This window comes from Actinomadura rudentiformis (genome assembly GCF_008923185.1).
GTDB classification, from domain to species: domain Bacteria; phylum Actinomycetota; class Actinomycetes; order Streptosporangiales; family Streptosporangiaceae; genus Spirillospora; species Spirillospora rudentiformis.
Window position 1 is genome coordinate 220259 of record NZ_WBMT01000019.1, and the last position, 23625, is coordinate 243883.

19 protein-coding genes are annotated in these 23625 nt (G+C 70.5%); 9 read left to right on the forward strand and 10 right to left on the reverse strand.

What is annotated here, in order from left to right; translation table 11 throughout:
* Window positions 1-110 precede the first annotated feature (110 nt).
* The 3 genes from F8566_RS35400 (at window position 111) to F8566_RS35410 (ending at window position 1992) form a co-directional block, all read left to right on the forward strand.
* Complete coding sequence (locus tag F8566_RS35400) at window positions 111-551, forward strand: hypothetical protein (RefSeq protein ID WP_151566220.1); 441 nt, start codon at window positions 111-113, stop codon at window positions 549-551.
* Between the two features lie 360 nt (window positions 552-911).
* The gene (locus F8566_RS35405; RefSeq protein WP_151566221.1) at window positions 912-1205 is read left to right on the forward strand and encodes a hypothetical protein; all 294 of its coding nucleotides are present in this window, start codon (window positions 912-914) and stop codon (window positions 1203-1205) included.
* Between the two features lie 91 nt (window positions 1206-1296).
* Window positions 1297-1992 (forward strand): DUF6304 family protein, encoded by a 696-nt coding sequence (locus F8566_RS35410; RefSeq protein WP_151566222.1) that lies wholly within the window; start codon window positions 1297-1299, stop codon window positions 1990-1992.
* 25 nt (window positions 1993-2017) lie between these two features.
* Here the strand turns inward: F8566_RS35410 and tesB are convergent, their stop codons facing one another.
* Both tesB and F8566_RS35420 read right to left on the reverse strand, forming a co-directional pair.
* Window positions 2018-2881, reverse strand: coding sequence for an acyl-CoA thioesterase II (gene tesB, locus F8566_RS35415; protein ID WP_151566223.1), 864 nt, complete (start codon window positions 2879-2881; stop codon window positions 2018-2020).
* Between the two features lie 39 nt (window positions 2882-2920).
* Window positions 2921-4999, reverse strand: coding sequence for an ATP-dependent DNA helicase UvrD2 (locus F8566_RS35420; RefSeq protein ID WP_151566224.1), 2079 nt, complete (start codon window positions 4997-4999; stop codon window positions 2921-2923).
* A 139-nt stretch (window positions 5000-5138) separates the two neighbouring features.
* Between F8566_RS35420 and F8566_RS35425 the strand changes: the two genes are divergently transcribed.
* Entirely contained in the window at window positions 5139-5426 is a 288-nt protein-coding gene (locus tag F8566_RS35425; RefSeq protein WP_151566225.1) for a mycoredoxin, read from the forward strand.
* Between the two features lie 102 nt (window positions 5427-5528).
* Here the strand turns inward: F8566_RS35425 and nudC are convergent, their stop codons facing one another.
* Together nudC and F8566_RS35435 are read right to left on the reverse strand one after the other, a co-directional pair.
* Window positions 5529-6437 (reverse strand): NAD(+) diphosphatase, encoded by a 909-nt coding sequence (gene nudC / locus F8566_RS35430; RefSeq protein WP_151566226.1) that lies wholly within the window; start codon window positions 6435-6437, stop codon window positions 5529-5531.
* 31 nt (window positions 6438-6468) lie between these two features.
* Window positions 6469-7851, reverse strand: a complete 1383-nt coding sequence (locus F8566_RS35435; RefSeq protein WP_151566227.1) for a dipeptidase — start codon at window positions 7849-7851, stop codon at window positions 6469-6471.
* Between the two features lie 89 nt (window positions 7852-7940).
* Between F8566_RS35435 and F8566_RS35440 the strand changes: the two genes are divergently transcribed.
* Window positions 7941-8222: a DUF4031 domain-containing protein gene (locus F8566_RS35440; protein ID WP_151566228.1), complete on the forward strand. Its 282-nt coding sequence runs from the start codon at window positions 7941-7943 to the stop codon at window positions 8220-8222.
* Here the strand turns inward: F8566_RS35440 and F8566_RS35445 are convergent.
* The gene (locus F8566_RS35445; protein ID WP_151566229.1) at window positions 8203-8811 is read right to left on the reverse strand and encodes an HD domain-containing protein; all 609 of its coding nucleotides are present in this window, start codon (window positions 8809-8811) and stop codon (window positions 8203-8205) included. The genes F8566_RS35440 and F8566_RS35445 overlap by 20 nt on opposite strands.
* Before the next feature lie 192 nt (window positions 8812-9003).
* On the opposite strand from F8566_RS35445, the gene F8566_RS35450 reads away from it, so the two are divergent.
* The 4 genes from F8566_RS35450 (at window position 9004) to F8566_RS35465 (ending at window position 15122) form a co-directional block, all read left to right on the forward strand.
* On the forward strand, window positions 9004-10167 hold the full coding sequence (locus F8566_RS35450; protein ID WP_225993790.1) for an ATP-grasp domain-containing protein: 1164 nt from the start codon (window positions 9004-9006) through the stop codon (window positions 10165-10167).
* A gap of 4 nt (window positions 10168-10171) precedes the next feature.
* The gene (locus F8566_RS35455; protein WP_151566230.1) at window positions 10172-11794 is read left to right on the forward strand and encodes an IucA/IucC family protein; all 1623 of its coding nucleotides are present in this window, start codon (window positions 10172-10174) and stop codon (window positions 11792-11794) included.
* Window positions 11785-13434 (forward strand): IucA/IucC family protein, encoded by a 1650-nt coding sequence (locus F8566_RS35460; protein ID WP_151566231.1) that lies wholly within the window; start codon window positions 11785-11787, stop codon window positions 13432-13434. The genes F8566_RS35455 and F8566_RS35460 overlap by 10 nt, the downstream gene beginning before the upstream one ends.
* 83 nt (window positions 13435-13517) lie before the next feature.
* Window positions 13518-15122, forward strand: coding sequence for an AMP-binding protein (locus F8566_RS35465; RefSeq protein ID WP_225993791.1), 1605 nt, complete (start codon window positions 13518-13520; stop codon window positions 15120-15122).
* 79 nt (window positions 15123-15201) lie between these two features.
* On the opposite strand, the gene F8566_RS35470 is transcribed toward F8566_RS35465, so the two are convergent.
* The 5 genes from F8566_RS35470 to F8566_RS35490 all read right to left on the reverse strand — a co-directional run bounded on the left by F8566_RS35470 (window position 15202) and on the right by F8566_RS35490 (window position 23566).
* On the reverse strand, window positions 15202-15561 hold the full coding sequence (locus tag F8566_RS35470; RefSeq protein WP_151566233.1) for a hypothetical protein: 360 nt from the start codon (window positions 15559-15561) through the stop codon (window positions 15202-15204).
* Window positions 15562-15685: 124 nt separating this feature from the next.
* Window positions 15686-15997, reverse strand: coding sequence for a hypothetical protein (locus tag F8566_RS35475; protein WP_151566234.1), 312 nt, complete (start codon window positions 15995-15997; stop codon window positions 15686-15688).
* A 54-nt stretch (window positions 15998-16051) separates the two neighbouring features.
* A complete protein-coding gene (locus F8566_RS35480; RefSeq protein ID WP_151566235.1) occupies window positions 16052-16834 on the reverse strand; it encodes a class I SAM-dependent methyltransferase in 783 nt (260 codons plus the stop codon).
* An 88-nt stretch (window positions 16835-16922) separates the two neighbouring features.
* Window positions 16923-20375: an ATP-dependent helicase gene (locus tag F8566_RS35485; RefSeq protein WP_151566236.1), complete on the reverse strand. Its 3453-nt coding sequence runs from the start codon at window positions 20373-20375 to the stop codon at window positions 16923-16925.
* Window positions 20372-23566, reverse strand: coding sequence for an ATP-dependent helicase (locus tag F8566_RS35490; protein ID WP_264159516.1), 3195 nt, complete (start codon window positions 23564-23566; stop codon window positions 20372-20374). Before F8566_RS35490 ends, F8566_RS35485 begins: the two co-directional genes overlap by 4 nt.
* Between the last annotated feature and the right edge of the window lie 59 nt (window positions 23567-23625).

A 23625-nucleotide genomic window follows, 5' to 3' on the forward strand; every position in this document is an offset into this window, starting at 1 on the left:
CCGCAGTCACGACGGACCGCCGGGCTGACGAAGTCAAGGCGCCAGGGCACCATTCGGTCTTGATCCCCTGGAACCTTGGAGGAACACGGGCCGCTGGACACCATTGCCGCATGATTCAGAAGACGGTGATCTCCGCCTCCCTCATGTCCTGCGCCCTGTCGCTGGTCGCCGCCCCGGCCGCGTACGCGGACGACGTCGCAGCTCAGGCCCGCGGCACGTCCGGCTCGGTCAACACCCGTGACAGCGGCGTGCCCGACGGCTCGGGATTCTTCTGGCACGACGGCAACGGCGCCCAGCCGAAGCACAAGTCCGTGATCATGGTCCGCGACAACAGGAAGGACGGCCAGTGGGTCAGGATCACGCTGCTGCGGATCAAGAAGCCCTACAACGAGATCATCACCTCGCTCGAGAACAAGAGCGACAAGCGGATGAACCGTAAATACAAGGTCGTGAAGGTGAAGGACGGCACGCGCGTCCGGCTGCGCGTCTGCCTGACCAGCCGCGAGGGGGAGAAGACCCCCAGCTGCAAGCACAAGGACTTCACCGCCTGATCCCCCGCGAAGGCGGGTCACGCCAGAGAGCCACTACGTGGCCCGCCCCGGGATCGCTGGCGGGGTTGACCTGGGCACTGCCAGGCGCAGGCGCCGCCGCTAACACCGAACGGGACTCTAGTTAGAGACGGTTGAATTTCAGCTCGGTCGCAAGGGATAGGAAGCATTCCATATCCCGCTCACGCTCAGGTCATGCATTCCGAGCCGCCACGTCCATGTTCGCAGGGGTGGTATCCCGATCCGGAGAGTCCCGCCGAGCGGGTGCGATGGTAGGACGGGGCCGACTGGACGCACTGGACGACGGCGATGAAGCCACAGCCGTCCCCGGTGAGTGCGGTGCCGTTCTCTGGTCGCATCGTGATGGCCGTTCTCACGGTGCTGCTACTGCCGGCGCTCTTCTTCGGGGCCCTCGGGCTCCTTCTCGTTGGCGCGCCATCACACCCCTGTCCCCCTGAGGACGCCGCGTGCGCTGACAAGCCAGGACTCTTCGAGTTCGCCGGCTTCGGCCTAGCAGGCAGTGGGGTCGCGCTCGTCGCCATATTCAGCGCCTGGCGGCGCAGGGGGTTGTCACCCAGGCGCAGGATCGTGATCTTGGCGACCGGGAACGCGCTGTTCCTCCTCTGGCTCGCCATCTGGTTCGACCGCCTGTTCTGACCCGGCCCCTCCTTGGCGCGTTTGGCCATCCAGCGCACGACGTGAGGCGTCCAACAGACAGAGTCACTCAACAGGGGGCCGTATGTGCGCCATGCCAGTGGAGTGGGCGGGCCTGTACCGAGATGAGTCCGGAGCGGAGCCGATCGTCATCCATAACGACGGTGTAGAGCTGCGGACCGTGATTCGGGGGACGACGTTCGTCAGTGATGACTTCGAGACCTGGGAGCCGCTGGAGCGCCCCGCCGCCGACTCGGGCTTCACCTTGAAGGACAGATACCTAGAGAACGGATACCTCGCCGCATTTCAGCTTGATGTTCAAATTCCACTTCCAGTACAAACGGATGATGGCCTGCGTGAGGCCCGGCTCGACTGCCGACTGGAAATGCTTCCAGAACAGTCGGTCCTATCAATGAAATTGCGGATGGGAGATTCGACCTACACGGTCAAGCGCACAAATGAGAGCTTCGAGGAAATACTGCGGGACCTCCATTGGAAGATGCCCGCCCGCAGCTACCTCAAAGCATGCATCGCCTGCAACTGGTCCGATTACCACCCCGTCGGCAACCCCGTCTTCGGAGGCCTTGCATGCTTCCGTGACAACAAGGACGGCTATCGACGTGTACGCAGCAAGGCGGACCTGTTCGCGATCTGGGGAAGCAGCCCTGAGTTTGAGTGGGTGCAAGAGACCTATCTCTGCGACCAATTCGAGCGACGCGGTCCCGACGTCGGCTACCGCGGATCCTTCCCGGGCCAAGACATCCTCCGAGACGGCCAATCCGGAGGCTAGCGCGGGCCCAGCCCAACTCTGGTGGTCAGGTGTCGGTCACTCGGATGAGGCCCTCTTGCATGACGGAGACGACCAGGTCGCCTTCGCGGGTGTAGACCTGGCCTCTGGCTAGGCCTCTCGCGCCGCCGGCGAAGGGCGTGTCTTGGTAATAGAGGAGCCAGTCGTCGGCTCGGAAAGGCTTGTGGAACCACATCGCGTGGTCGAGGCTGGCGCCCATTGTTCGCTTGTCGCCCCAGGCCAGGCCGTGGTTGAGGAGCACGGTGTCCAGGAGCGTCATGTCCGACGCGTACGTCATGAGGCAGACGTGCAGGAGGGGGTCGTCGGGGAGTTCGCCGTCGACCTTGAGCCAGACCTTGGACTCGGGGGTGGCGAGGGCGGGGTCCTTGGCGGCCTCCCAGGTGAGCGGAGTGGCGTGCCGGACGTCGAAGGGGCGGCGGGCCACGAAGTCGGTGGCGAAGCGTTCACCGAAGAGGGGGGTCAGGCGGTCCTGGGCGAGCGGGATGCTCTCCGGGTCGGGCGCGTCGGGCATGGGGGCGTGGTGGGCCGGGCCGTCCTCGACGATCTGGAACGAGGCGGAGAGGCTGAAGATGGCCTTGCCGTGCTGGATGGCCAGGACGCGGCGGGTCGTGAACGAGCGGCCGTCGCGGACCCGGTCGACGGTGTAGACGATCGGCACCGAGGGGTCGCCGGGCCGGATGAAGTAGGCGTGGAGGGAGTGCACCGGACGGTTGGGGGGCACGGTGCGGCCGGCGGCGACGAGGGCCTGGCCGGCCACTTGGCCGCCGAACACGCGCTGCTGGCGGTCCTCGGGGCTGCGCCCGCGGAAGATGTCGTTCTCGATCTGTTCGAGATCGAGGATGTCCAGCAGTGCCTTCAGTGATTCCTTCACGTCGGCCAGTGTCGCAAACCGGACGGTGTGGCGGGCCTCTCACCCCCCGGAACGGCAGAGGGCCAGGACCGACTCCCCGTACTTGTCCAGCTTGATCTTGCCGACGCCCGGGATCTGGGCCAGGTCCTCCATGGACTCGGGGGTGCGCTCGGCGATGGCCTGGAGGGTGGCGTCGGTGAACACGACGTAGGCGGGGATCTTCTGGGCGGCGGAGGCCTCGCTGCGCCAGTCCTTGAGGGCCAGGAGGAGGCCCTCGTTGAGCTCGGCGGGGCAGTCTTCGCAGCGGCCCAGCTTGCGCTCGATCGCGGCGGTGAGGGGGCGGCCGCAGATACGGCACGGTTGCGGGCCCTTGCGGCCGCGTTTGGTGCGTTCGGCGCGGGCCGGGGTCGGGGTGGCGGTCTTGGGGGTGAGGCCGTCGAGGAAGCGGGACGGGCGGCGGTTGCGGCGGCCTCCCGGGGAACGGGAGAGCGCCCAGGAGAGCGAGAGGTGCTCGCGTGCCCGGGTGATGCCGACGTAGAGCAGGCGGCGTTCCTCTTCGATCTGCTCGGGTGTCTCGGCGTAGATGATCGGGAGTGTGCCCTCGACCAGGCCGACCAGGAAGACGGCGTCCCATTCGAGGCCTTTGGCGGCGTGGAGGGAGGCCAGGGTGACGCCTTCGAGGGTGGGGGCGTGTTGGAGGGCGGCGCGTTCTTCCAGCTCGGTGACGAAGTCGGGTAGCCCCGCCCGGGGGTTTTCGGCGGCCATGTCCTCGGCCAGCTGCGCCAGGGCGGCGAGGGATTCCCACTTTTCGCGAGCCGCGCCGGTGCCCTCCGGGGCCTCCTCGGTGAAGCCGGCGCCCGCGAGGACGTGCCGCACCGTCATTATCAATCCGAGGCCGTCGGTCTCGGCGTCGGCTCCGGCGCGGGCGGCGCCGCGCAGGCGGACCACGGCCTCGCGGACGGCGGGCCGGTCGAAGAACCGCTCGGCGCCGCGCAGCACGTAGGGAACGCCGGCGGCGGCGAGAGCGGACTCGTAGGTCTCCGACTGCGCGTTGATCCGGTAGAGGATGGCGATCTCGCTGGCCGGCACGCCCTCGTCGATGAGCTTGCGGGCCCGGCGGGCCAGGTCGTCGGCCTCGGCGACCTCGTCGTCGTATTCGCTGAAGAGCGGCTCGGGGCCGTCCTGCCGCTGGGCGACCAGCTCCAGTTTGTGGCGGCGGGCGGTCTCGCTGCGGGACTGACCGATCACCCCGTTGGCGAGCTGGACGACCTGCGGCGTCGAACGGTAGTCGCGCACCAGCTTGACCACGGTGGCGTCGGGGTGCTCACGGGTGAAGCCGAGCAGGTGGTCGGGGCTGGCCCCGGTGAACGAGTAGATCGTCTGGTTGGGGTCACCCACCACGCACAGGTCGTCGCGGTCGCCCAGCCAGGCGTCGAGCAGCAGCTTTTGCAGAGGGTTGACGTCCTGGAACTCGTCCACCACGAAGTAGCGGTATTGCTCGCGGACCTGGTTGGCGACGTCGCGGTTTTCGGTGAGGACGGCGACCGTCAGCTCCAGCATCCCCTCGAAGTCGAGGAGGTTGCGCTCGCGGCGGAGTTGCTCGTACATCGCATAGACGCGGGCCACGTCGACCACGTCGGTCGGCGCCTTGCGGGACGATCGAGCGACCGCGGCAGCATAGTCCTCGGGGCGGGTCTGGGTGACCTTGGCCCACTCGATCTCCGCCGCGATGTCGCGCAGCTCGGTGCGGCCGAACGTCAACCGGCAGGCCCGCGCGGCGTCCGCGACCACCGGGATCTTGGACTCGATGATCTTGGGTGTGTCGCCGCCGATGACGCGCGGCCAGAAGTACGACAGCTGCCGCAGCGCCGCCGCGTGGAACGTGCGGGCCTGCACGCCGGGCGCACCGAGACGGCGCAGCCGCCCGCGCAGCTCCCCCGCGGCACGAGTGGTGAACGTCACAGCGAGCACCCGCTGCGGCGCGACGATGCCGGTCAGCGTGGCGTATGCGATGCGGTGGGTGATCGCCCGGGTCTTGCCGGTGCCTGCGCCCGCGAGCACGCACACCGGCCCCTGAACGGCCTCAGCGACCGCCCGCTGCTCCGGATCAAGCCCCTCCAGAACCCCCTCAGCCTCCATGGCCCCATCCTTGCAGCCATGAGGGACGGAATCGGCCACCTGCGCCAACTGTGGATAACCTCTGGAATGCGACGCGGCCCCCGGATGTTGTGCTGGTCGGCCGCAGCTCCCCAGAACCTTGACAGGAGAAGACGTACAGATGGCGACGCCGACCACCGAACAGGCCAAGGGCCCGATCGGCCAGCTCACCATGTACACCACGACCTGGTGCGGCTTCTGCCGCCGCCTCAAGACCCAGCTGGCCCGCGACGGCATCCGCATGGCGGAGATCGACATCGAGCGCGACCCGGCCGCGGCGGAGTACGTGATGAGCGTCAACGGCGGCAACCAGACCGTCCCCACCGTGACCCTGGTCGACCCGACCGGCGAGCAGCACGTCCTCACCAACCCGAGCGCCAAGACCGTCAAGCGCCTCCTCGGCGTCTGAGGCTCCCCGAGACATGCGAGACCCCCGCTCCAGCGGGGGTCTTCCGCGTTTCAGAGCGGCCGCGTTTCAGAGCGGCCGCGTTTCAGGACGGTGGCGTGTTCGTCAGAAGGGCGGCATGTTGGGCAGCTCGCCTCCGTACCACCGCATGATCAGCTGCGACGCGATCGACAGTGGGCCTGGCGCGACGATTCGGCCCGCCTCGATGGCCGTGCGCAGCTCCTCCCGGGTGTACCAGGCGGCGTCCAGGATCTCCTCCGGGTCCGGCCGCAGCTCCAGGTCGCCGTCCGCCCGCGCGAAGAAACCGAGCATGAGGCTCTGCGGCAGCGGCCATGGCTGGCTGCCCAGGTAGCGGACGTCCCGTACGGACAGTCCGACCTCTTCGCGCACCTCACGCGCGACGGCCTGCTCCAGCGACTCCCCTGGCTCCACGAAGCCCGCCAGGATCGAACGCCGGTCCTCGGGCCACTGCGGCCCGCGGGCCAGCAGAATCCGCTCGTCGTCGTCCTCGACCAGCATGATCACGGCTGGGTCGACCCGTGGGAACTGCTCGGACCCGTCCGCCGGGCACAACCGTACGTGCCCGGCCGCCGCGAGCTCCGACGGCCCTCCGCAGCGAGGGCAGAAGCGGTTGGTGGTGTGCCAGTGCTCCAGTGCGACCGCGTGCGTCAGCAGTCCCGAGTCCTGATCGTCCAGCAACGCGCCGACCCGCCGGATCCCGGCCTTCTCGGCGCCCTCGATCACCGGCAACGGCCCGGCGACGGCGAAGTAGGCGATCCCGTCCTCGTCCACGCCGAGCAGATAGCGGTCGCCGTCCGGCACGTCGGTGGGCGAGAGCAGCAGCAGCGCCGGGCCGCTTTCCAGGTGAACGAGCGACTGCCCCCGCTCGATCACCAGCACCCTGGTACGCGGGTCGGCCCACGCGGCCTCGACCCAGGCGTCGTCCTTGCGGCGTTCGGCGACCCGGTCGAGCGTGCCTCGCGCCAAGGCCAGCCACTGCAGTGTCTCGGACAAACGGCCTCCCCCTAAGAGCGGACAATCACGCCTAACGCAGCGCGGTCGCGAGCTCTTCCCACAGGTAGGCGGCCGCCTCGGCGCCCTTGAGCAGCAACGGCATCTCGACCTTCTCGTTCGGCGCGTGGATCTGGTCGTCGTCCAGCCCGACGGCGACGAAGACCAGCGGCGCCCTCAGGATGTCGGCGAGGTCGGCCTCCGGGCCGCTGCCGCCCTCCCGGGTGAACAGGATCTCCTTGCCGAACGCCTTCTCCATCGCCCGCCGCGCCGCCTGCACGGCCGTCGAGTCGATCGGCGAGAAGCACGGCCGCACGCCGCCGGCGGGGATGTGCACCTCGCTACGGATCCCGGCCGGTGTGTTAGCCGCCACGAACTCCTTGAACGCCTCCTGCACGGCGCGCGGCTCCTGCCCGGCCACCAGCCGGAACGAGATCTTCGCGTGCGCCTCGCGCGGGACGATCGTCTTCCCGCCCGGCCCGGTGTGGCCGCCCCACATGCCGTTGACCTCGGCGGTCGGCCGCGCCCAGACGCGCTCCAGCGTGGTGTAGCCCTTCTCCCCGTACGCGGCGCCGCTGTTGCCCGCCGTCTTGAGCCACGCTGCCTCGTCGAACGGCAGCCGCGCGAACAGCTCTCGCTCCTCGGCCGTCAGCGGGACGACGCCGTCGTAGAAGCCGGGCAGCGTGACACGTCCGTCCTCGTCGTGCAGTGCGGCCAGGAGAGACGCCATCGCGTGCAGCGGGTTGGGCACGGCGCCGCCGAACGATCCCGAGTGCAGATCGATGTCCGGCCCGTACAGCGAGACGCTCGCCTCCGTCAGGCCGCGCATCCCGGTGCACATGGACGGGACGTCGGCGCTCCACATCGTCGTGTCGCTGATGACCACGGCGTCGCACGCCAGCCTCTCGCGGCGTTCCCGGAGCAGGTCGGGGAAATGCGCCGAGCCGGACTCCTCCTCGCCCTCGACCAGCAGCTTGATCGTCACAGGCGGGGCGGTGGCGCCGGACGCGGCGAGCCCGGCCGCGATCCCCAGCGTGTGGAAGAAGACCTGGCCCTTGTCGTCGGACGCCCCGCGCCCGTACAGCCGCTCGCCCTTCTCCACCGGGCTGAACGGATCGGTGTGCCATTCGGCGAGCGGCTCCACGGGCTGGACGTCGTGGTGCCCGTAGACGACCACCGCAGGCGCGTCCGGGTCGGCGGCCGGCCACTCGGCGAAGACCGCGGGCAGCCCGCCCGTCTCCCACACCTCGACCGTCGGGAACCCCTGCCCGCGCAGGTAACCGGCCAGCCACTCCGCCGACCGGCGCACATCCGCATGGTGTGCCGGATCCCCGGAGATCGAGGGGATCGCCAGCCACTCCTTGAGATCGGCGAAGAACCGCTCCCGGTTACCCTCGATATACGCCGCTACGTCCACGTTTCCCGTGCTCCCTTGCACATCGTTACCCATGGCACTGTAGGGGATGGCGCTGGAGACGATGGGCACACCTACCCCGGGAGCCCCACTTGATCCTTATCGACCCGCCGCTGTGGCCTGCTCGCGGACGGGTGTGGTCCCACATGGTCAGCGACGTCTCGTACGAGGAGCTGCACGTGTTCGCCCGGGGTCTGGGCCTGCCGCCGCGCGCGTTCGAGCGCGACCACTACGACGTGCCCTCTCACCTGTACGAACAGGCCATCGAGCTGGGCGCCGAGGCGGTCGGCTGCCAGGAGCTCGTCGCCCGGCTGATCCGATCAGGCCTCCGGCACCGCAAGTTCACCGGCCCGGTCAGGCCCTCAACAGCATGAGCTCTGTCTCGATGTTGTGCCGGGCCGCCGCCTCGAAACGCTCACGGGCCGGAGCGGTGTGGAAGAGCGCGGGCAGCTCCAGCAGCCCCGCCAGCACATCGGCGCGGCCGGGCTTGAAGAACTCGTCCGGCACGAACGCGTACTCCTCCCGGACTGCGGCGGCGTACGCGGCGTACCGTTCGGGATCCGAGCCGAGGATCGCCAGGTCGGCATCGCACAACACCTGCCCGTTGCGGTCATCGCCCTCGGGAGCATGGGTCTCGGTGAGGACGATGAGACGGGACACCTCGGCGAGGCGTTCGGGCGTGACATCGGTGTCGGCGAGCATGCGTTCCGCCAGGCGGGCGCTGCGTTCCTCGTTGTCGGCGCGCTCCGGGTCGTACACCGCGTCGTGGAACCACGCCGCCAGACGGACGGCGTCGGCGTCGGCCGCGTGCTTCGCCAGCTCGTCCACGAGGTCCAGGACGGCGGTCAGGTGCTCACGGGTGTGGTAGCGGCGATGGGCCTCGCCGTAGCGGGCGTCCAGCTCCTCGCCGATGTGCCGCGTCTGCGATCCGGCCAGGTCCATCCAGCGGTCGACAAGATCCATGCATCCATCCTGGCGGAATTCAAGACAGCCAAGCGCAGCTTGTCCTTTGATTGGGTGGCTGGGCGGGGGCTGCGGGATGGCGGCGGGGGACACGCGATGGCATCGTTCTTCCGCCCACCGTGCGCCCTGCGACGCTAAGGTGGGCACTTCGACTTAGGCAAGCCTTACCTTACCTACTGCTGAAGGAGATGGGTGGCCGTGGCCGCCTCGCTCTACCTCGTCGCCGGCAAGGTCACCGACTCGGTGACGCACGGGTTCCTCCCCGCCGCCGCCCGGCTGGGCCTCGACGTCGTGCTCCTCACCGACCGGCCCGCCGACCACGCCAAGGTGTTCCCCGGGCGGATCGTGACGTGCGACGTCACCGACTTCCGGGAGATCGTCGCACACATCGACGCCGATCGCAGCGCCGATCCCCGTGCGATCTTCACCAACAGCGACTGGCTCCAGGCTCCCGTCGCCCTCGCCGCCGCCTACTTCAGCCTGCCCGGCAAGGACTGGCGCGCCGCGACCCGTACGAAGAACAAGGCCCTGATGCGGACCCACCTCAGGGATCTCGACCCGGTTTTCACGGCGAACGCCGATCATCCCGGCGACGCGCCGTTCCCTCTCGTCCTCAAGCCACGTGAGGGCGTGGCCAGCGAGGATGTCGTCCTCGTGCACGGCGCCGAGGAGCTCGCCGCCAGGCGCGCGGAGATCCGCGAACGCCGCAAGGACCCGCTCGTCGTCGAGGAGTACCTCCCGGGCCGGCTCCACACACTCGAGACCCTCGGCGACACCACGGGCGAGATGCGCGTGCTCGGCTCGTTCCACACCAGGCTGTCCCCGCCGCCCCACTTCATCGAGGAACGGCTCGAATGGGCGCCGCCGCCTCCCGAGACCACCCAGGTCATCGAGCAGCTCCACGCGCTCGGCGTGGGTTTCGGCGCGTGCCACACCGAGTTCGTCGTCCACGAGGGCAGAGCGCGGCTCATCGAGGTCAACTACCGGGTCATCGGCGACCACTGCGATTTCCTGATGGCCGACCTCCTGGGCATTCCGCTCTTCGAGCAGATCCTCAGCGTTCATCTGGGCGAGCCGCTCCCCCCGCAAGCCCAGCACCCGCGACGCCATGCCGTCGCCGAGGTGGTGCTGGCCGAACGCGCCGGGACGCTGACCGAGGCGCCCGGAGCCCAGGAGCTCACACACGGCCACGTGCGGATCGCCTACCGGCCGCAGCGCGCCAAGGGCGACACCATCGAGATCACCAATACCAACCGGGACTACCTCGGCACCATCCGCGCCATCGGCCCAGGCCAGAACGAGGTGGAGGCGGCCATCGCCCGCTTCCGGGCCGCGCACGACTGGACGATCGCGTGAACGAATGGACGATCGCGTGAACGAAGGGCCGCTGGCCGCGCGGGTGCTGGACACTCTGCTGCGCGAGGACTACGCCGGGATGCGCCGGTACGTCAATCCCGACCACCGCGTTCTGGACCTGCCGGGCGACCAGCCGGGCGGCGCGCGGATCGTCCGGCTGTGCGAGGGCGGCTTCCTGACCGACCTGGTGGTCGACCCGGCGCAGAACCTCCGGCTGGACGACGTCTTCTCAGCGGTACGGCGGATCGCCGATCCCCGCGACGACGTGAGGGCGTTCGAACGCGAGTGCCGGGAGGCCGCGGTCACCCTCCGCCTGCACGAGCACGCCCAGCGCGAGGTCCTCGACCGCCTCGGCCAGGCGCCCGAGGACGTCCGGCACGGCCCCGGCACGTTCTACGAGACGCTCGCCGCGTACACCGACCATCCCGTCTACCCGACCGGGCGGAGCCGGGCCGGGCTGAGCACCGCCGACCTGCGCCGTTACGCGCCCGAGTTCGGGCCGTCGTTCGAGCTGCGCTGGGCCGCCGTGCCGCGCGACCGGGTCACGTCGGCAGGCGTCCGGCCCGAATGGTGGCCCGAGCCCGCCGAATCCGGCCTCGACCCCGCCCTGGCCGACACCCACGACCTCTTCCCGGTGCATCCCCTCACCGCGTCGGCCCTCCGCAACGACCCGGACGTCCTGCTGAGCCCCGACCGGCATCTCCGCGTGCGCCCGACGCTCTCCATGCGCACCCTGGCGGTCACGTCGCTCACCCACCTCAAAGTGCCGCTGACCACCAGCACGCTCGGCCTCCGCAACCGGCGCACGATCGTCCCAGGGACACTCTCCGACGGCGCCCGCGTCGAACGGATCCTGCATCGGGTGCTGGAGCGCGAACGTGCCCTGCCGATCCTCCTCGCCGACGAGCAGACGTACGGCCACGCGGGCTCGCCGTTCCTCGGCCATCTCGTACGGCGATTCCCGGCCGAGACGGCGCGCGCGCATGTCATCCCTGTCGCAGCGCTGCTCGCCGAAGACCCGGACGGCGGTCACGTGATCGAGCGGTGGGACGTCGAAGCCACCTTCGGCGCTTACCTGGACGCCCTCCTTGCCTGGAACGTCGCCCTCTTCCGCTACGGCATCGCACTCGAAGCGCACCAGCAGAACGTGTCCGTCGTCCTCACCAAGCACGACCCGTTGAAGCTGCTGCTCAAGGACAACGACGGCGCGCTGATCGATCCGGTCCGCCTTGCCGCAGCTTTGGAGACCAGCGACACGCCCCGCCGCTTCATCGACTGCGACTTCAACGACCTGCGGATGACGACCGCCGATCAGGAGGCGCTCGCCCGCGTCTTCGTCACGATCACCCTGCACCTGTGCGCCGCGGCGCCCGCCTTCGGGCTGGCCGAACGCGGCCTCCTCCCGCTGCGCACCGGCCTGGCGATGCTCCGCGACCGGCTCGACGCGCTGCTCGGCCCGGACGACGCGTTCCTGCGGGCGCGCACGCTGGACGCCGACCGGCTGCCGACCAAGGCGATGGTCACCGCCGGGACTCTCGTGGACAAGGCCCGCACCGGCGCGGCCGACATCAACAAGCACTACGGCCCGCTCGGGCCCAACTATCTCCGGGACGACCCTTGCTCCTGACAGGACGACCGCTCGGGGCCGGCGACGCGTCGGCGACCGCCCTCCTCAACTGCCTGATCCGGGAGGTCTGCGCGCCCGAGCACCAGGTATGGCCGGACGGCGCGCACCTGCTGGTCCGGCTGCCACGGGTGGGCGTGATGTTGCGTGCGGGCCTCAGCCGGCCGCCGTCCGGGCCCACGTTCCGGATCGCGCCGCCGTACGAGGAGCGCCGCGGGAACGAATGGATCCCGGCGGGCTGGGACCGGCTGGCCGATCTGATCGCGGGCGAGCTCGAGCTGGCGACGGGACGGGCCAATCCCGAGTTCCTCGGCCAGGTCACCGATGGGCACGCCGCCCTGGAGGCGATCCTCTCGTCCCGGAGCCTCGCGCCCCGCACCGAGGCCCCCGGGGCCGTCGACCGCTACGTGGAGTCCGAACAGTCTCTCGTCACCGGCCACCGGTTCCACCCTTCCCCCAAAGCACGCCAGGGATCGCCCGCCGACTGGCTCCCGTACGCGCCGGAGACGCGCTCGCGTTTCCAGCCGCGCTGGCTGGCGGTGCGTGAGGACGTGCTGGTGGAGGAGGGCGACCCGATGGCGTTCGCGCACCTCGAATCGTTCGGCCCCGCCGTGCCGGACGGTTTCCGCCTGCTGCCTGTTCACCCTTGGGAGCTGCACCTTCTCGCCGACCGGCCCATCCTCCGCCGGGCGTTCGCCCAGGGCCTCATCCACGACCTCGGCGCGGACCGTCTCGGCACGGAAGGCGGCATCGAGGCCGTTCCGACGTCGTCCGTCCGTACCGCCTACGTGCCCGCCGCCGACACGTTCTGCAAGTTCAGCCTCGACATCCGCATCACCAACTGCGTGCGCAAGAACGCGTGGTACGAACTGACCGGAGCCGTCGTCCTCGACCGCCTGGTCCGCCGGGTCTTCGACGGCATCGACGCCACCTTCCTCGCCGAGCCCGCCTACCGCAGCGTGGCCCTGGCCGACCGGCGGCTGTACGAGGGGCTCGGCGTGATCCTGCGCCAGGGCGTGCAGGGCCTTCCCGGGACTCCCCTCCTCACCGCCGCCTTGGCCGACCCCTACGGTTCGCTCCTGGCGAGCTTGCCCGCCCTGGCCACTCCGGACGGCGCCATGGCTTGGTGGAAGGCGTACGTGCGCCAGGTCGCGCCGCCCGTTCTGCACGCCTGCCTGGAGCACGGGATAGTCCTCGAACCGCACCTCCAGAACGTGCTGGTCTGCGTCGACGACGACGGGATGCCGGTCCACGCCGCCTTCCGCGACCTCGAAGGCACCAAGCTCGTCGGAGGCCGCTGGGATCACCTCACCGGCCTTCCGTCCCGCGTGCGCGAGGCCATGACCTACGACGCCGACCGCGCCTGGAACCGGGTCGTCTATTGCCTCCTCGTCAACCACCTGACCGAGACCGCCGCCGCCGTGGCCGACCTGCACCCGGCACTCGATGCGCGGCTCTGGCCCGCCGCGCGGCGCTACTTCGCCGGGTACGAACGCCATCCTGAGGTCCGGGCGCTCCTCGCCGGAGTGCCGCTGCCAGCCAAGGCCAACCTCCGTGCACGCTGGGCCCGTACCGCCGACCGCGCCGCGACCTACGTCCCGGTGCCCAATCCGCTAGCCCCACCCGCACCGCAACTCAACTGACGCGGCCCGTTCCACTGCAGGGCCTAATCCACTACAGAACGGGTATGTCGCTGACTCCGCCGCGGAGAGAAGGAGAGACGGCCGTGCTGGAACGGGTGCGAACGTGGGCGGGTCTGGGGGTCCGGGCAACCCGGGCGGTCCGGAACGGCGGGATGTTGCGGCCGATCCGCCCCGACCGGGCTGCGCGGCTGCCCTTCCAGTACCTGCGCTTCGGCCCGGTGCCGGCCACGGTCGGCGCGATGTCGGCCCTCCGCCACCCCGGCCGCACCGCGCTGATCGACGAACGCGGCTCGCTCACCTACGCCGAGCTCGAAGGGCAGGTCTCCGCGTTCGCCACCGCCCTGCGCGCACGCCTCGGCGAGGAGGATCGGGTCGGGGTGCTGTGCCGCAACCACCGGGGCTTCGTGGCGGCGGTGCTCGCCGCGTCCCGGCTCGGCGGCGACGTCGTGCTGCTCAACACCGACTTCGCCGGTCCCCAGCTCGGCGAGGTGGCCGAACGCGAGGACATAGCCCTGCTGGTCCACGACCAGGAGTTCGACCAGGTCGTGGACGACTCCTCGTTCACCGGTCAGCGGGTGCACGCCTGGGTCGACGATGAGGGTTCCGCCAAGCACGACTCGATCGACGGCCTGGTCCTGATGACCGAGGCGCAGCCGCTGCGCCCCGGATCGCCCAGCAAGGTCATCGTGATGACCTCCGGGACGACCGGCACGCCCAAAGGAGCCCGGCACGACATCTCGCTCAGCTCACTGGCTCCGGTGGCGTTGAGCCACCTGATGCGCATCCCCCTGCGTTGGGGCGCCCCCATCGCCATCGCGCCGCCGCTCTTCCATGTGCTCGGCTTCGCCTACATGTCGGTAGGCCTCGGCATGGGGATGCCCCTGGTGCTCCGTCGCCGGTTCGACGCCGCGGAGATCCTCCGGTCGATCGAGGAGAACGAGGCCGAGGCGCTGGTGGCCGTGCCGGCCATGCTCCAGCGGATCCTGGACGTCGCCGAAGGCAGGCGGCCCGCGTCGCTCAAGGTCGTGATCTGCGGTGGCTCGGCCCTGCATCCGCACCTGTCCGAGGCGTTCATGGACGCGTTCGGCGACGTTCTGATCAACCTGTACGGGGCGACGGAGACGGGCTGGGCGACGATCGCCACGCCCGAGGACCTGCGGGCCGCCCCGGGCACGGTGGGCAAGCCCTCGTTCCGACTCACCATCAAGATCCTGGACGAGGACGGCAACGAACTGCCGGCCGGCGAGGTCGGCCAGATCTACACCGGGGGCGGGCTGCGCTTCAGCGGCTACACCGGAGGCGGCACCAAGGACGTGCGCGACGGCCTCACCGGCACCGGCGACCTCGGGCACTTCGACGAGGAGGGCCGGCTGTTCGTCGACGGCCGCGCCGACGACATGATCGTCTCCGGGGGCGAGAACGTGTTCCCCGCTGAGGTGGAGGACCTGCTCGGGCGCCACCCCGACATCACCGAGGTGGCGGTCACAGGCACGGACGACGAGAAGTTCGGCGAGCGCCTGGTCGCCTACGTCGTACGCGCCGAGAACGCCGACGTCACCGAGGACGACCTCAAGGCGTACGTGAAGCAGCACCTGGCCCGCTACAAGGTCCCACGTGACGTGCACTTCGTCGACGAACTCCCCCGCACCAGCACGGGCAAGGTGCGTGCCAAGTCACTGGGCGGATGACCCCCGAGAGCCGCTCCCGGGGGCCGGTGCACGATGGGATCAGGCGGCCCTCACAGAGATCAGGCGGCCCTCACAGAGATCAGGCGGCCCTCAGGCACTTGTTCATGACCCAGCCGGAGGCGGTCGAACCGCTCGGGTTGACGTAGGCCCAGACCCTGCTGCTGCCCCCGCACAACTGCGCCGTGTAGCTCGGCCCGTTCTGCGTGCTGAGCTTGCAGCCGAGCTGGCCTTCCATCATCGTGTCGAGGATCCGTGAGCTGGGGTTCGGCTGGCTGAAGACGAAGATGTTCACCTTCGCCCTTACGGAGGCGCTACAGGCCTGGATCGAGGCCTGGCCTGAAGTGTGACCGTCCGCCATCGCGGCGGGGACGGTAAGGCCGAGACCGCTGAGGGCCACGGCGGCGACGCATGCGGCTCGGGCCGCGCTGCGCTTGTTCATCTGGGGACTTCCTTCCGGTTCCACGCGGGTCGTCGCCCGCGTCAGAACCGGACCCTAGTGGCGATCACGACGCGAATTGATCTTGACAGGTGGATATGTCCCAGATCACACCACCCAGGGCCGATCAGGCGGCTCCGGCGCGCTGGTGCTTGGCGGCCATGCAGATGCGGGCAAGGTCGTTGAGGGCGTCGGCACGGCGCTCGTCGAGCGAACGGCCGTCGTCGGCCGACGACTCGGCGAGGGTGTCGATCACCAGGGAGAACACCGGCCACTCGGCCGGGCCGATGGCGCCCTGGAAGTCGACGCCGTCGGCGAGGTCGTCGAGGTCGAGGTTGCGGGCGAACGTCGCGAGAGCCGCCTCCGCCGCCACGATGCCGATGCGCATCGCCAAGGCGGCGGGCTCGCGGTCAAGGGGAAGTGCCGCAGTAGAACCCATGTTCGACAGGATAGCCGGGAGGGACGATCTCGGTCGAACATTTGAGCGAAAAACTCAGGGGGCGATCCCGCAGAAGAAGGCGTTGGAGTGGGTGAAGTGAAGCTCGCCGTCCACCTCGCTCGGGCGCATGCCGGTCGCCGGGCCGCCCGCCAGCTCGGCGGCCAGCTCCTTCCGGATCTGCGCGGCCGCCTCGGCCGGCGTGTGCGACTGCTCCAGCCACGGCTCCAGCGGGCGTACGAGGTCGAACGGGTCGGTCCGTTTGACCTCCGCGCCCGCCGAGGCCAGCAGCTCGGCGATCCGGTCGGCGGGCAGGATCGTACCGTGCGAGGGGTCGCGCAGCCGCTCGATCCGGTCGACGTCGGCGTCGCCGATGGACTCGTCCCGGACGAGGTCGGCGACGACCACGGCGGCGCCGGGACGGCTGACCCGCACCATCTCGCGCACCACGGCCTCCGGGTCCGGGACGTGGTGCAGGGCGAAGCGGCAGATGACGAGCGTGAACGAACGGTCGAGGTAGGGCAGGCCGGCGGCGTTCCCGCGCGTGAACGTCACGTTGGTCAGGTTGTCCGCGTCCGCTTCGCGCTTGCCCTGGTCCAGCATGGCGGGGGTGAGGTCGAGCGCAGTGACGTGGCGCACGCGCCGGGCGATCGCGCGCGAGACCAGACCGGTGCCCGCCGCCACCTCCAGCACGACGTCCTCCGGGTCGAGCTCCGGCTCCATGAACTGCACGAGCCTTGCCAGATTGACGGTGAACTCCATGTTCAGGCGAGGGTCGCCGAACGTCGCCGCCTGCTTGGAGAACTCACGTACGACCTTCTCGCCATGGGTCACCGTCACGCTGCCTCCTTAGTGGGGTTTCCCGGGATACTCCCCGAAACCACGCAAGGTGAACAGGGGTAAATGGCTCACATAACGGCAAAGAAGCTCAAACGGCCGGAATCTGCTCCAGCAGCGCGGCGAGCCCGGCCTCGTCGAGCAGGTCGGCGGGCCGCACGGTGACATTGGCGCTCACGTAGTGGAACGCGGCGCTGACCTGCTCCACCGGCACGCCCGCCAGTTCCGCCCAGGCAAGCCGGTACGCGGCGAGCTGCACGGAGGCGAACCGGGCGTCGTCGCCGGACGGCGGGCGGCCGGTCTTCCAGTCGACGACCTCGTAGCCGTCGGCGGTGCGGAAGACCGCATCCATGCGCCCGCGGACGAGCCGGTCGGCGATGATCGTCTCGAACGGCACCTCGATGTCGAGCGGCTCCCGGGCGGCCCACTCGGACTCCTCGAACCGTTCCTGCAAGTGGGCGAGCTGGGTGTCCTCGGCGGCACCCTCGTCGGCGGCGCCGGGCAGCTCATCGGCGTCGAGAAGGCGCTGCTGTCCCCAGCGGCCCTCCAGCCAGGTGTGGAAGACCGTGCCGCGGCGCGCGTACGGGGCGGGCGGGCGCGGCATCGGGCGGCGGATCTGGCGGGCCAGCGCGGCCGGGTCCCGGGCGAGGGAGACCAGCGACGACACCGACAGATGCGCGGGCAACTCCACCTGGAGGCCGTCGCCGCTCCGGCCCCGGTCGCGTTCGGCCAGCAGCAGTTCGACGTCGCGCGCCCACGCGGTCATGCGCGCCCGGTCGGCGTCCTCCAGCCCGGTGTCCCCGGCCCACAGCAGGTTCCGGCCGGTCATCGCGTCCTCGACCATCCGGGCGCCTTCGACGATCGCCTCGTAGCGTTCGCGCTCGGAGATGTCGGAACGGCCCCGGTCGCCCGGCCCGGCAGGCCACTGCGCCTCCTCCGCCTCAGCGAGCAGCGGGTTGGGCGTGCCCTCCTCCGGCGGCTCGGCCCAGACCACGACTTGCCCGGCAGTACCGGACAATGGGCCCGACATGCACGTTTCGCGGACTTCCTCCAGGAACGGTGACGGCCCGAGCGGGCGGCCCGACGACCCCCACCAGTAGCCGGTGACGATGAGCAGGCTCGACGCGCGGGTGACGGCGACGTACGCCAGCCGCCGTTCCTCCCGCAGGTCCCGTTCGGCACAGGCCTGGTCGAACGCGGCAAGGTCGTCCTTCTCCAGGCCGCGCAGGGCGGGCAGGTCGGCGCGGTCACCGCGCAGCATGAACGGCAGCACGCGGGGGTTGGCGGTCCAGCGGGTGGCGTTCTGCGGCGGCGAGGGGAAGATCGAGCCTTTGGCGGGGCCGCCGCTCTTCTGCGGGGTGTACGACAGGCCGGGCACGATGACGACTGGCCATTCCAGACCCTTGGACGCGTGGACGGTGAGCAGCTTGACGCTGTTGGTCTCGCCGACCCGCCCCGCCTCCAGCCCGAATTCCTCGGTCTCGGCGGCCTTGAGGTAGGCCAGGAACGCGCCCAGCGTCGGGTCCTCCGCGTCACCGGCGAACGTCGCGGCGGCGTCGATGAACGCGTCGAGGTCGGCCCGCGCGGTGACCGGGTCCAGCCCGGACCGGGCCGCGACCTCGATGTCCAGGCCGAGTGCCCGTTCCACCTCGTTCACCAGGTCGGGCAGCGGCAGGCCGACCTGGGAGCGGAGCCCGCGCAGCTCGTCGCGGAGCCGCCGCAGCCGCCCGTACCCCTCGGGCGAGTACGCCTCCGGCGGACCGAGATCGTCGAGCGCGTCGACCAGGCTCCCGGTCTCCTGGTTGAGCTCGCTCACGAGCTGCCGCAACGGATCATCGGCCGCCGAAGCCGCCTCCGTGGACGCCTCGTCACCTGAGGGCTCCCCCGCCACTGCATCCCCCGCCACTGCATCCCCCGCCGCCGCATCCCCCGCCGCCGCATCTCCGGCCGGAGGCGCCTCGGGGCGTTCGGGCGGGGTGACGTCACGGGCGGCCTCCTGGGCCAGTGCCCGCGCGCGGCGGCCCAGCGCGACCAGGTCACGCGGGCCGAGCCGCCAGCGCGGCCCGGTCAGCAACCTGGCCAGCGACGCGCCGGACGTCGGGTCGTGCATCGCCCGCAGGGTCGCGACGACGTCCTGCACTTCGGGCACGGTGAGCAGGCCGCCGAGGCCGACCACCTCGACCGGGATGCCCCGGCTCTCCAGCGCGCGACGGATCAGCGGGAACTGCGACCGTTTGCGCGCCAGCACCGCGATGTCGGAGTACTGCAGCGGCTCGACCTGCGGCGCGCCGTCCGGGGCGATCTCAGGATCGGCCGCCATCAGCCCGGCGATCCGGGCGGCGATCCGTTCCGCCTCCTCTTCGACCGTCTCGAAGAGCGCGCACTCGACCCGGCCGCGGCCCTCCCGCCCCGCTCCCGGCACGAGCCGAGGCACGGCCGCCGTCTCGGCCCGGAGCTCCTCCTGGATACGGGCGGCAGCGTCCAGGATCTGCTCGCCGTTCCGGAAGCTCCGGCTCAGCTGGACGACCGGCGCCTTGTCCGGCTGCCGCCCGGCGATCGGGGCGTTCAGCGGGAAGTCGTAGGCGAAGCGCAGCAGGTTGCCCGCGCTCGCCCCGCGCCACCCGTAGATCGACTGGCACGGGTCGCCGACCGCCGTGACCGGATGCCCTCCGGCGAAGAGCGACTTGAGCAGGACGAGCTGTGCCTGGCTGGTGTCCTGGTACTCGTCCAGCAGCACCACCGAGAAGCGCGACCGTTCGATCATCCCGACCTCGGGATGCTTGTAGGCGATGCGCGCCGCCAGCGACATCTGGTCGCCGTGGTCGACCACCTCGCGGTCGGCCTTGGCCTTGGAGTACGACTCGATGAGCGGCATGAGCTGCTCGCGCACGGCGTGCTTGGCGAGGATGTCGCGCTGCGCTTTGAGGGGCTTCTTCAGCGACGTGAAGCGTTCGTCCAGCCACGCCCCGACCTTGCGCACGTCGTTGGCGGTGCGCAGGTGCTCCGACAGGTCGCCGGCCAGCTCCATGACGGCCTTGGTGACCGTGTCGGGCTGCCAGTCGATCTTGTCCATCGGACCGCCGTACGCGTCGACGACGCGCGAGCAGATCTGCCAGGCCACCGCCGGGGAGATGAGCCGCATCGTCGGCTCCAGCGCCTCGCGCAGCGCGTGGTCGCCGAAGAGCCGGGCGGCGTAGGAGTGGTACGTCGACACCATCGGCTCGCCGTCGAAGAGCTGCTCACCGCCGAGCCGCTCCAGCTCGTCCCCGGGGAGCATCTCCTTGAGCTTGTCGAGGCGCTTGCGCACCCGGATGCCGAGCTCGGCGGCGGCCTTGCGGGTGAACGTCAGGCCGAGCACGCGTTCCGGGCGCACGAACCCGTTGGCGACCAGCCAGACCACGCGCGCGGCCATGGTCTCGCTCTTGCCCGACCCGGCGCCCGCGATGACCGCCATCGGCGCCAGCGGAGCCTCGATCACGCGAGCCTGTTCCTCGGTCGGTTCGGGGATCTCCAGCAGCCGCGCCAGCTCGGCCGGAGTGATCATGGACCGACCTGCCCCCCTTCCTCATGAACCGGGCAGCAGGACCGTACCGGGCAGGTGCGGCACTTGTCGTTCGCGCGGGCCTGGAACACCTCGCCCGCCATGCCGGTGGCGACGATCTCGACCAGCTTCTTCGGCCACTCGGGATCGTCGTCCTCACCCGGCGGCGGCTGCTCCTGCTCGCGCGCCCTGGCGGCGAACGCGGCCTTGCCGACCTGGATCAGCTTGGCGCCGCCAGGCTCGATCAGGCCGTGCCGCTCGAACGCGCCGAGCATCACCGCGTACTGGTAGACGCCGAGCTGCGGATGCCGGGCCAGGTCGTCCTTGGGCACGGCCGTGGACGAGGTCTTGATGTCGATGATGACCGCGCGCCCGTCGGCGTCGCGTTCGGCCCGGTCGATCCGGCCCTTGATGACGACGCGGCCGAGATCGACCTTGAACGACTCCTCCAGCGCGACGACCTCGTTGGGGTTGTCGCGATGCCAGGACAGGAACTTGTCGACCATCGCGGACGCCTGGTCGCGCTGCTTCTCCGAGTACCACGCGCTGCGGAACTCCAGGTCGTTCCAGATCTCGTCGAGCCGCCGCGCGACGTCCACCTCGGTGATGCCGTCGTCGGCGCCGGCCATCTCGGCCACCGCGTGGATGACCTTGCCCATCGTGCTGAACTCGTTCGGCCCGCCGTCCTGCGCGCCGACCGCCGAGGCCAGCAGCCAGCGCAGCCCGCACGTGGTGAACGCCTCGACCTGCGACGGCGAGATCGTGATCTGCTCGTCCTCGGTGAACGCCGGGCCGGGGTCGGACAGCGCCGTGATGGCGTACCAGTTCTCCGGCTTGGCGCCGCGCACGCCCGCCCGCGCCAGCCGGGCCAGGTGCCCGGCCGCGGCACGGCGCAGGGGCTCGGGCCGGGACGGGTCGGCCACCACCGAACGCAGGTCGGCCACCAGCGCGGACATCGACAGCCAGCGGGTCTTCTCGTCGAGCTGCGACTCCTCGATCGCGCCGGGCAGCAGCTCGTTGAGGAACCGCGACGGCCGCTCCTCGCTGTCGTCGCCGCCGACCGCCGTCACGACCAGGCGCTTGCGCGCGCGGGTGACGGCCACGTAGAACAGCCGCCGTTCCTCGTCCATCATCTTGGCGGCCATGGACGCTCCGGCGGCGGCGCTGGCCACACCGTCCGCGCCCTCGGGTTCGTTCCCGGCGGCGTGCTCGATGAGCTCCTCGATGCCCAGCAGCGAGCCGCGCAGGCGCAGGTCGGGCCATACGCCCTCCTGGACCCCGGCGACGATGACGACGTCCCATTCCAGTCCCTTGGACCGGTGGGCGGTCAGGATCCGGACCGCCTCGCCCTGCGGGGCCTGCTCGGCGAGCGTGTCCCCGGCGATCTCCTGGGAGGCGATGTTGTCGACGAACAGCTCCGGCCCCGCCTGCGGCAGCCTGTCCACGAACCGCGCGGCATGGTCGAACAGCGCCACCACGGCGTCCAGGTCACGGTCGGCGGCGGCGCCGCGGGTGCCGCCCTTGACGCTCTGCTCCAGGAGCACTTCGGCCTGGCCGCTTTCGCGCCACAGCTCCCACAGCACATCCTCGGCCGTGCCGCCCCGGTCGGTCACGTCCCGCGCGATCTTGATCAGCCGCGCGATGCGTTCGGCCGGAGCCCGCACCTTCTCGTGAACGAGGGTCAGCTCGCGCGCATCGTCCACTGCCGCGATCATCAGTTCGTTCAGCGGCCGGTTACCGCCGGACAGATCCTCCAGGTCACGCAGCGCACGCTTGAGCCGCCGCAGCCCGAGCGCGTCAGCGCCGCCAAGCGGCCCGGTCAGCAGATCCTCAGCGACGACCTCGTCCAGGAACCCCTTCTTCAGCGCGGCCCGGAGCAGCACCAGGATCGGCCGAACGGCGGGCTCCGCGATGAGCGGCACCTCGTCACCCGCGACCACGACCGGCACGCCCGCTTGGGCCAGTGCCCGCCGCAGCGCCGGGACCTGCCGGACGGCGCTCCGCACCAGCACCGCCATCCGCGACCACGGCACCCCGTCCAACAGGTGGGCCCGCCGCAGCTCATCCGCGACGAGCGCCGACTCCTGCGACTCGCTGTCGGCGATGACGGCGTGGACCTCGCCCTCCTCCACCTCCTCAAGGTGCCGCAGCGCCCGATGCTCGGCGGACAACGGCCCGGCGGGCAAACGGCGGGCGATGCGGCGCGAGGCGGCGAGGATCTCCGGGCCCATCCGGCGGCAGGTCCGCAACGCGACCACCGGTGCCGGTTCGCCGTCCAGCGTCCGGAACCGGTCGGGGAACTGCAGGATCCCCCGCACGTCGGCGCCACGGAACCCGTAGATCGACTGGTCCGGGTCGCCGACCACGACCAGGTCGCGCCCCTCCCCCGCCAACCGCTGGAGCAGCTCCTCCTGGGCCGGGTCGGTGTCCTGGTACTCGTCGACGAAGACGGCGTCGTAGGCGTTGCTCTCGCGGATCCGCACCTCGTCGTCGGCGAGCAGCCCGGCCGCTATCTGGATCAGCTCGGCGTAGTCGTACGTGGGCACCGGGTCGATCGCGAACCGGTCGATGTAGCGGCCCATGAAGCGGCCGATGGCCGTCCAGTCGTCACGCCCCCGGGTCCGCCCCAGCGCCACCAGATCCTCAGGGAAGAACCCCCGCTCGGACGCGCGCAGATAGAAGTCCCGAAGCTCCTCGGCGAAACCACGCGTGCCCAGCGTCTCGTGCAGCCGATGAGGCCAGTCCCGAGCCCCGTCCGCGCGCTCACCCTCCAGCAGGCGCCGAACCTCCAGCAACTGCTCGGGACCCGACAGCAGCCTGGGCGTCGGCTCCTCGTTCAGCACCGCGTCCCGGCGCAGCAATGCGTAGGCGTAGCTGTGGAAGGTCAGGGCTAGCGGCGTCCGTGTCGTCCGATGGAGCCGGCCCGTGATGCGCTCTCGCAGTTCCCCCGCGGCCTTGCGGCTGAACGTGAGCACCAGCACCCGTTCAGGATCGACACCGCGATTCTCGATCCGATCGACCACGGCCTCGACGATCGTGGTCGTCTTCCCAGTGCCCGGACCTGCCAGAACGAGCATCGGCCCGCCCGCGTGCTCGACCACGCGCCGCTGCTGCTCGTCGAGCACGGGCGCGACCGCGCGCGCCGGGCCGGTGCGGCGGACGAGGCGGTACGAGGCTGGGGAAGCTGGTGGCACAACATTTCATTGGAGCAGATCAATGGGCCGGATCTGACCACATCGGGCGCATGTCGCGG

Coding starts and splice junctions, on each gene's coding strand:
- F8566_RS35420 (WP_151566224.1), bottom strand. CDS start 4,999: ATGGAGGCTGAGGGGGTTCTGGAGGGGCTTGATCCGGAGCAGCGGGCG.
- F8566_RS35485 (WP_151566236.1), bottom strand. CDS start 20,375: ATGATCACTCCGGCCGAGCTGGCGCGGCTGCTGGAGATCCCCGAACCG.
- F8566_RS35410 (WP_151566222.1), top strand. CDS start 1,297: ATGCCAGTGGAGTGGGCGGGCCTGTACCGAGATGAGTCCGGAGCGGAG.
- F8566_RS35470 (WP_151566233.1), bottom strand. CDS start 15,561: ATGAACAAGCGCAGCGCGGCCCGAGCCGCATGCGTCGCCGCCGTGGCC.
- F8566_RS35475 (WP_151566234.1), bottom strand. CDS start 15,997: ATGGGTTCTACTGCGGCACTTCCCCTTGACCGCGAGCCCGCCGCCTTG.
- F8566_RS35425 (WP_151566225.1), top strand. CDS start 5,139: ATGGCGACGCCGACCACCGAACAGGCCAAGGGCCCGATCGGCCAGCTC.
- F8566_RS35400 (WP_151566220.1), top strand. CDS start 111: ATGATTCAGAAGACGGTGATCTCCGCCTCCCTCATGTCCTGCGCCCTG.
- F8566_RS35445 (WP_151566229.1), bottom strand. CDS start 8,811: ATGGATCTTGTCGACCGCTGGATGGACCTGGCCGGATCGCAGACGCGG.
- F8566_RS35405 (WP_151566221.1), top strand. CDS start 912: ATGGCCGTTCTCACGGTGCTGCTACTGCCGGCGCTCTTCTTCGGGGCC.
- F8566_RS35455 (WP_151566230.1), top strand. CDS start 10,172: ATGGACGATCGCGTGAACGAAGGGCCGCTGGCCGCGCGGGTGCTGGAC.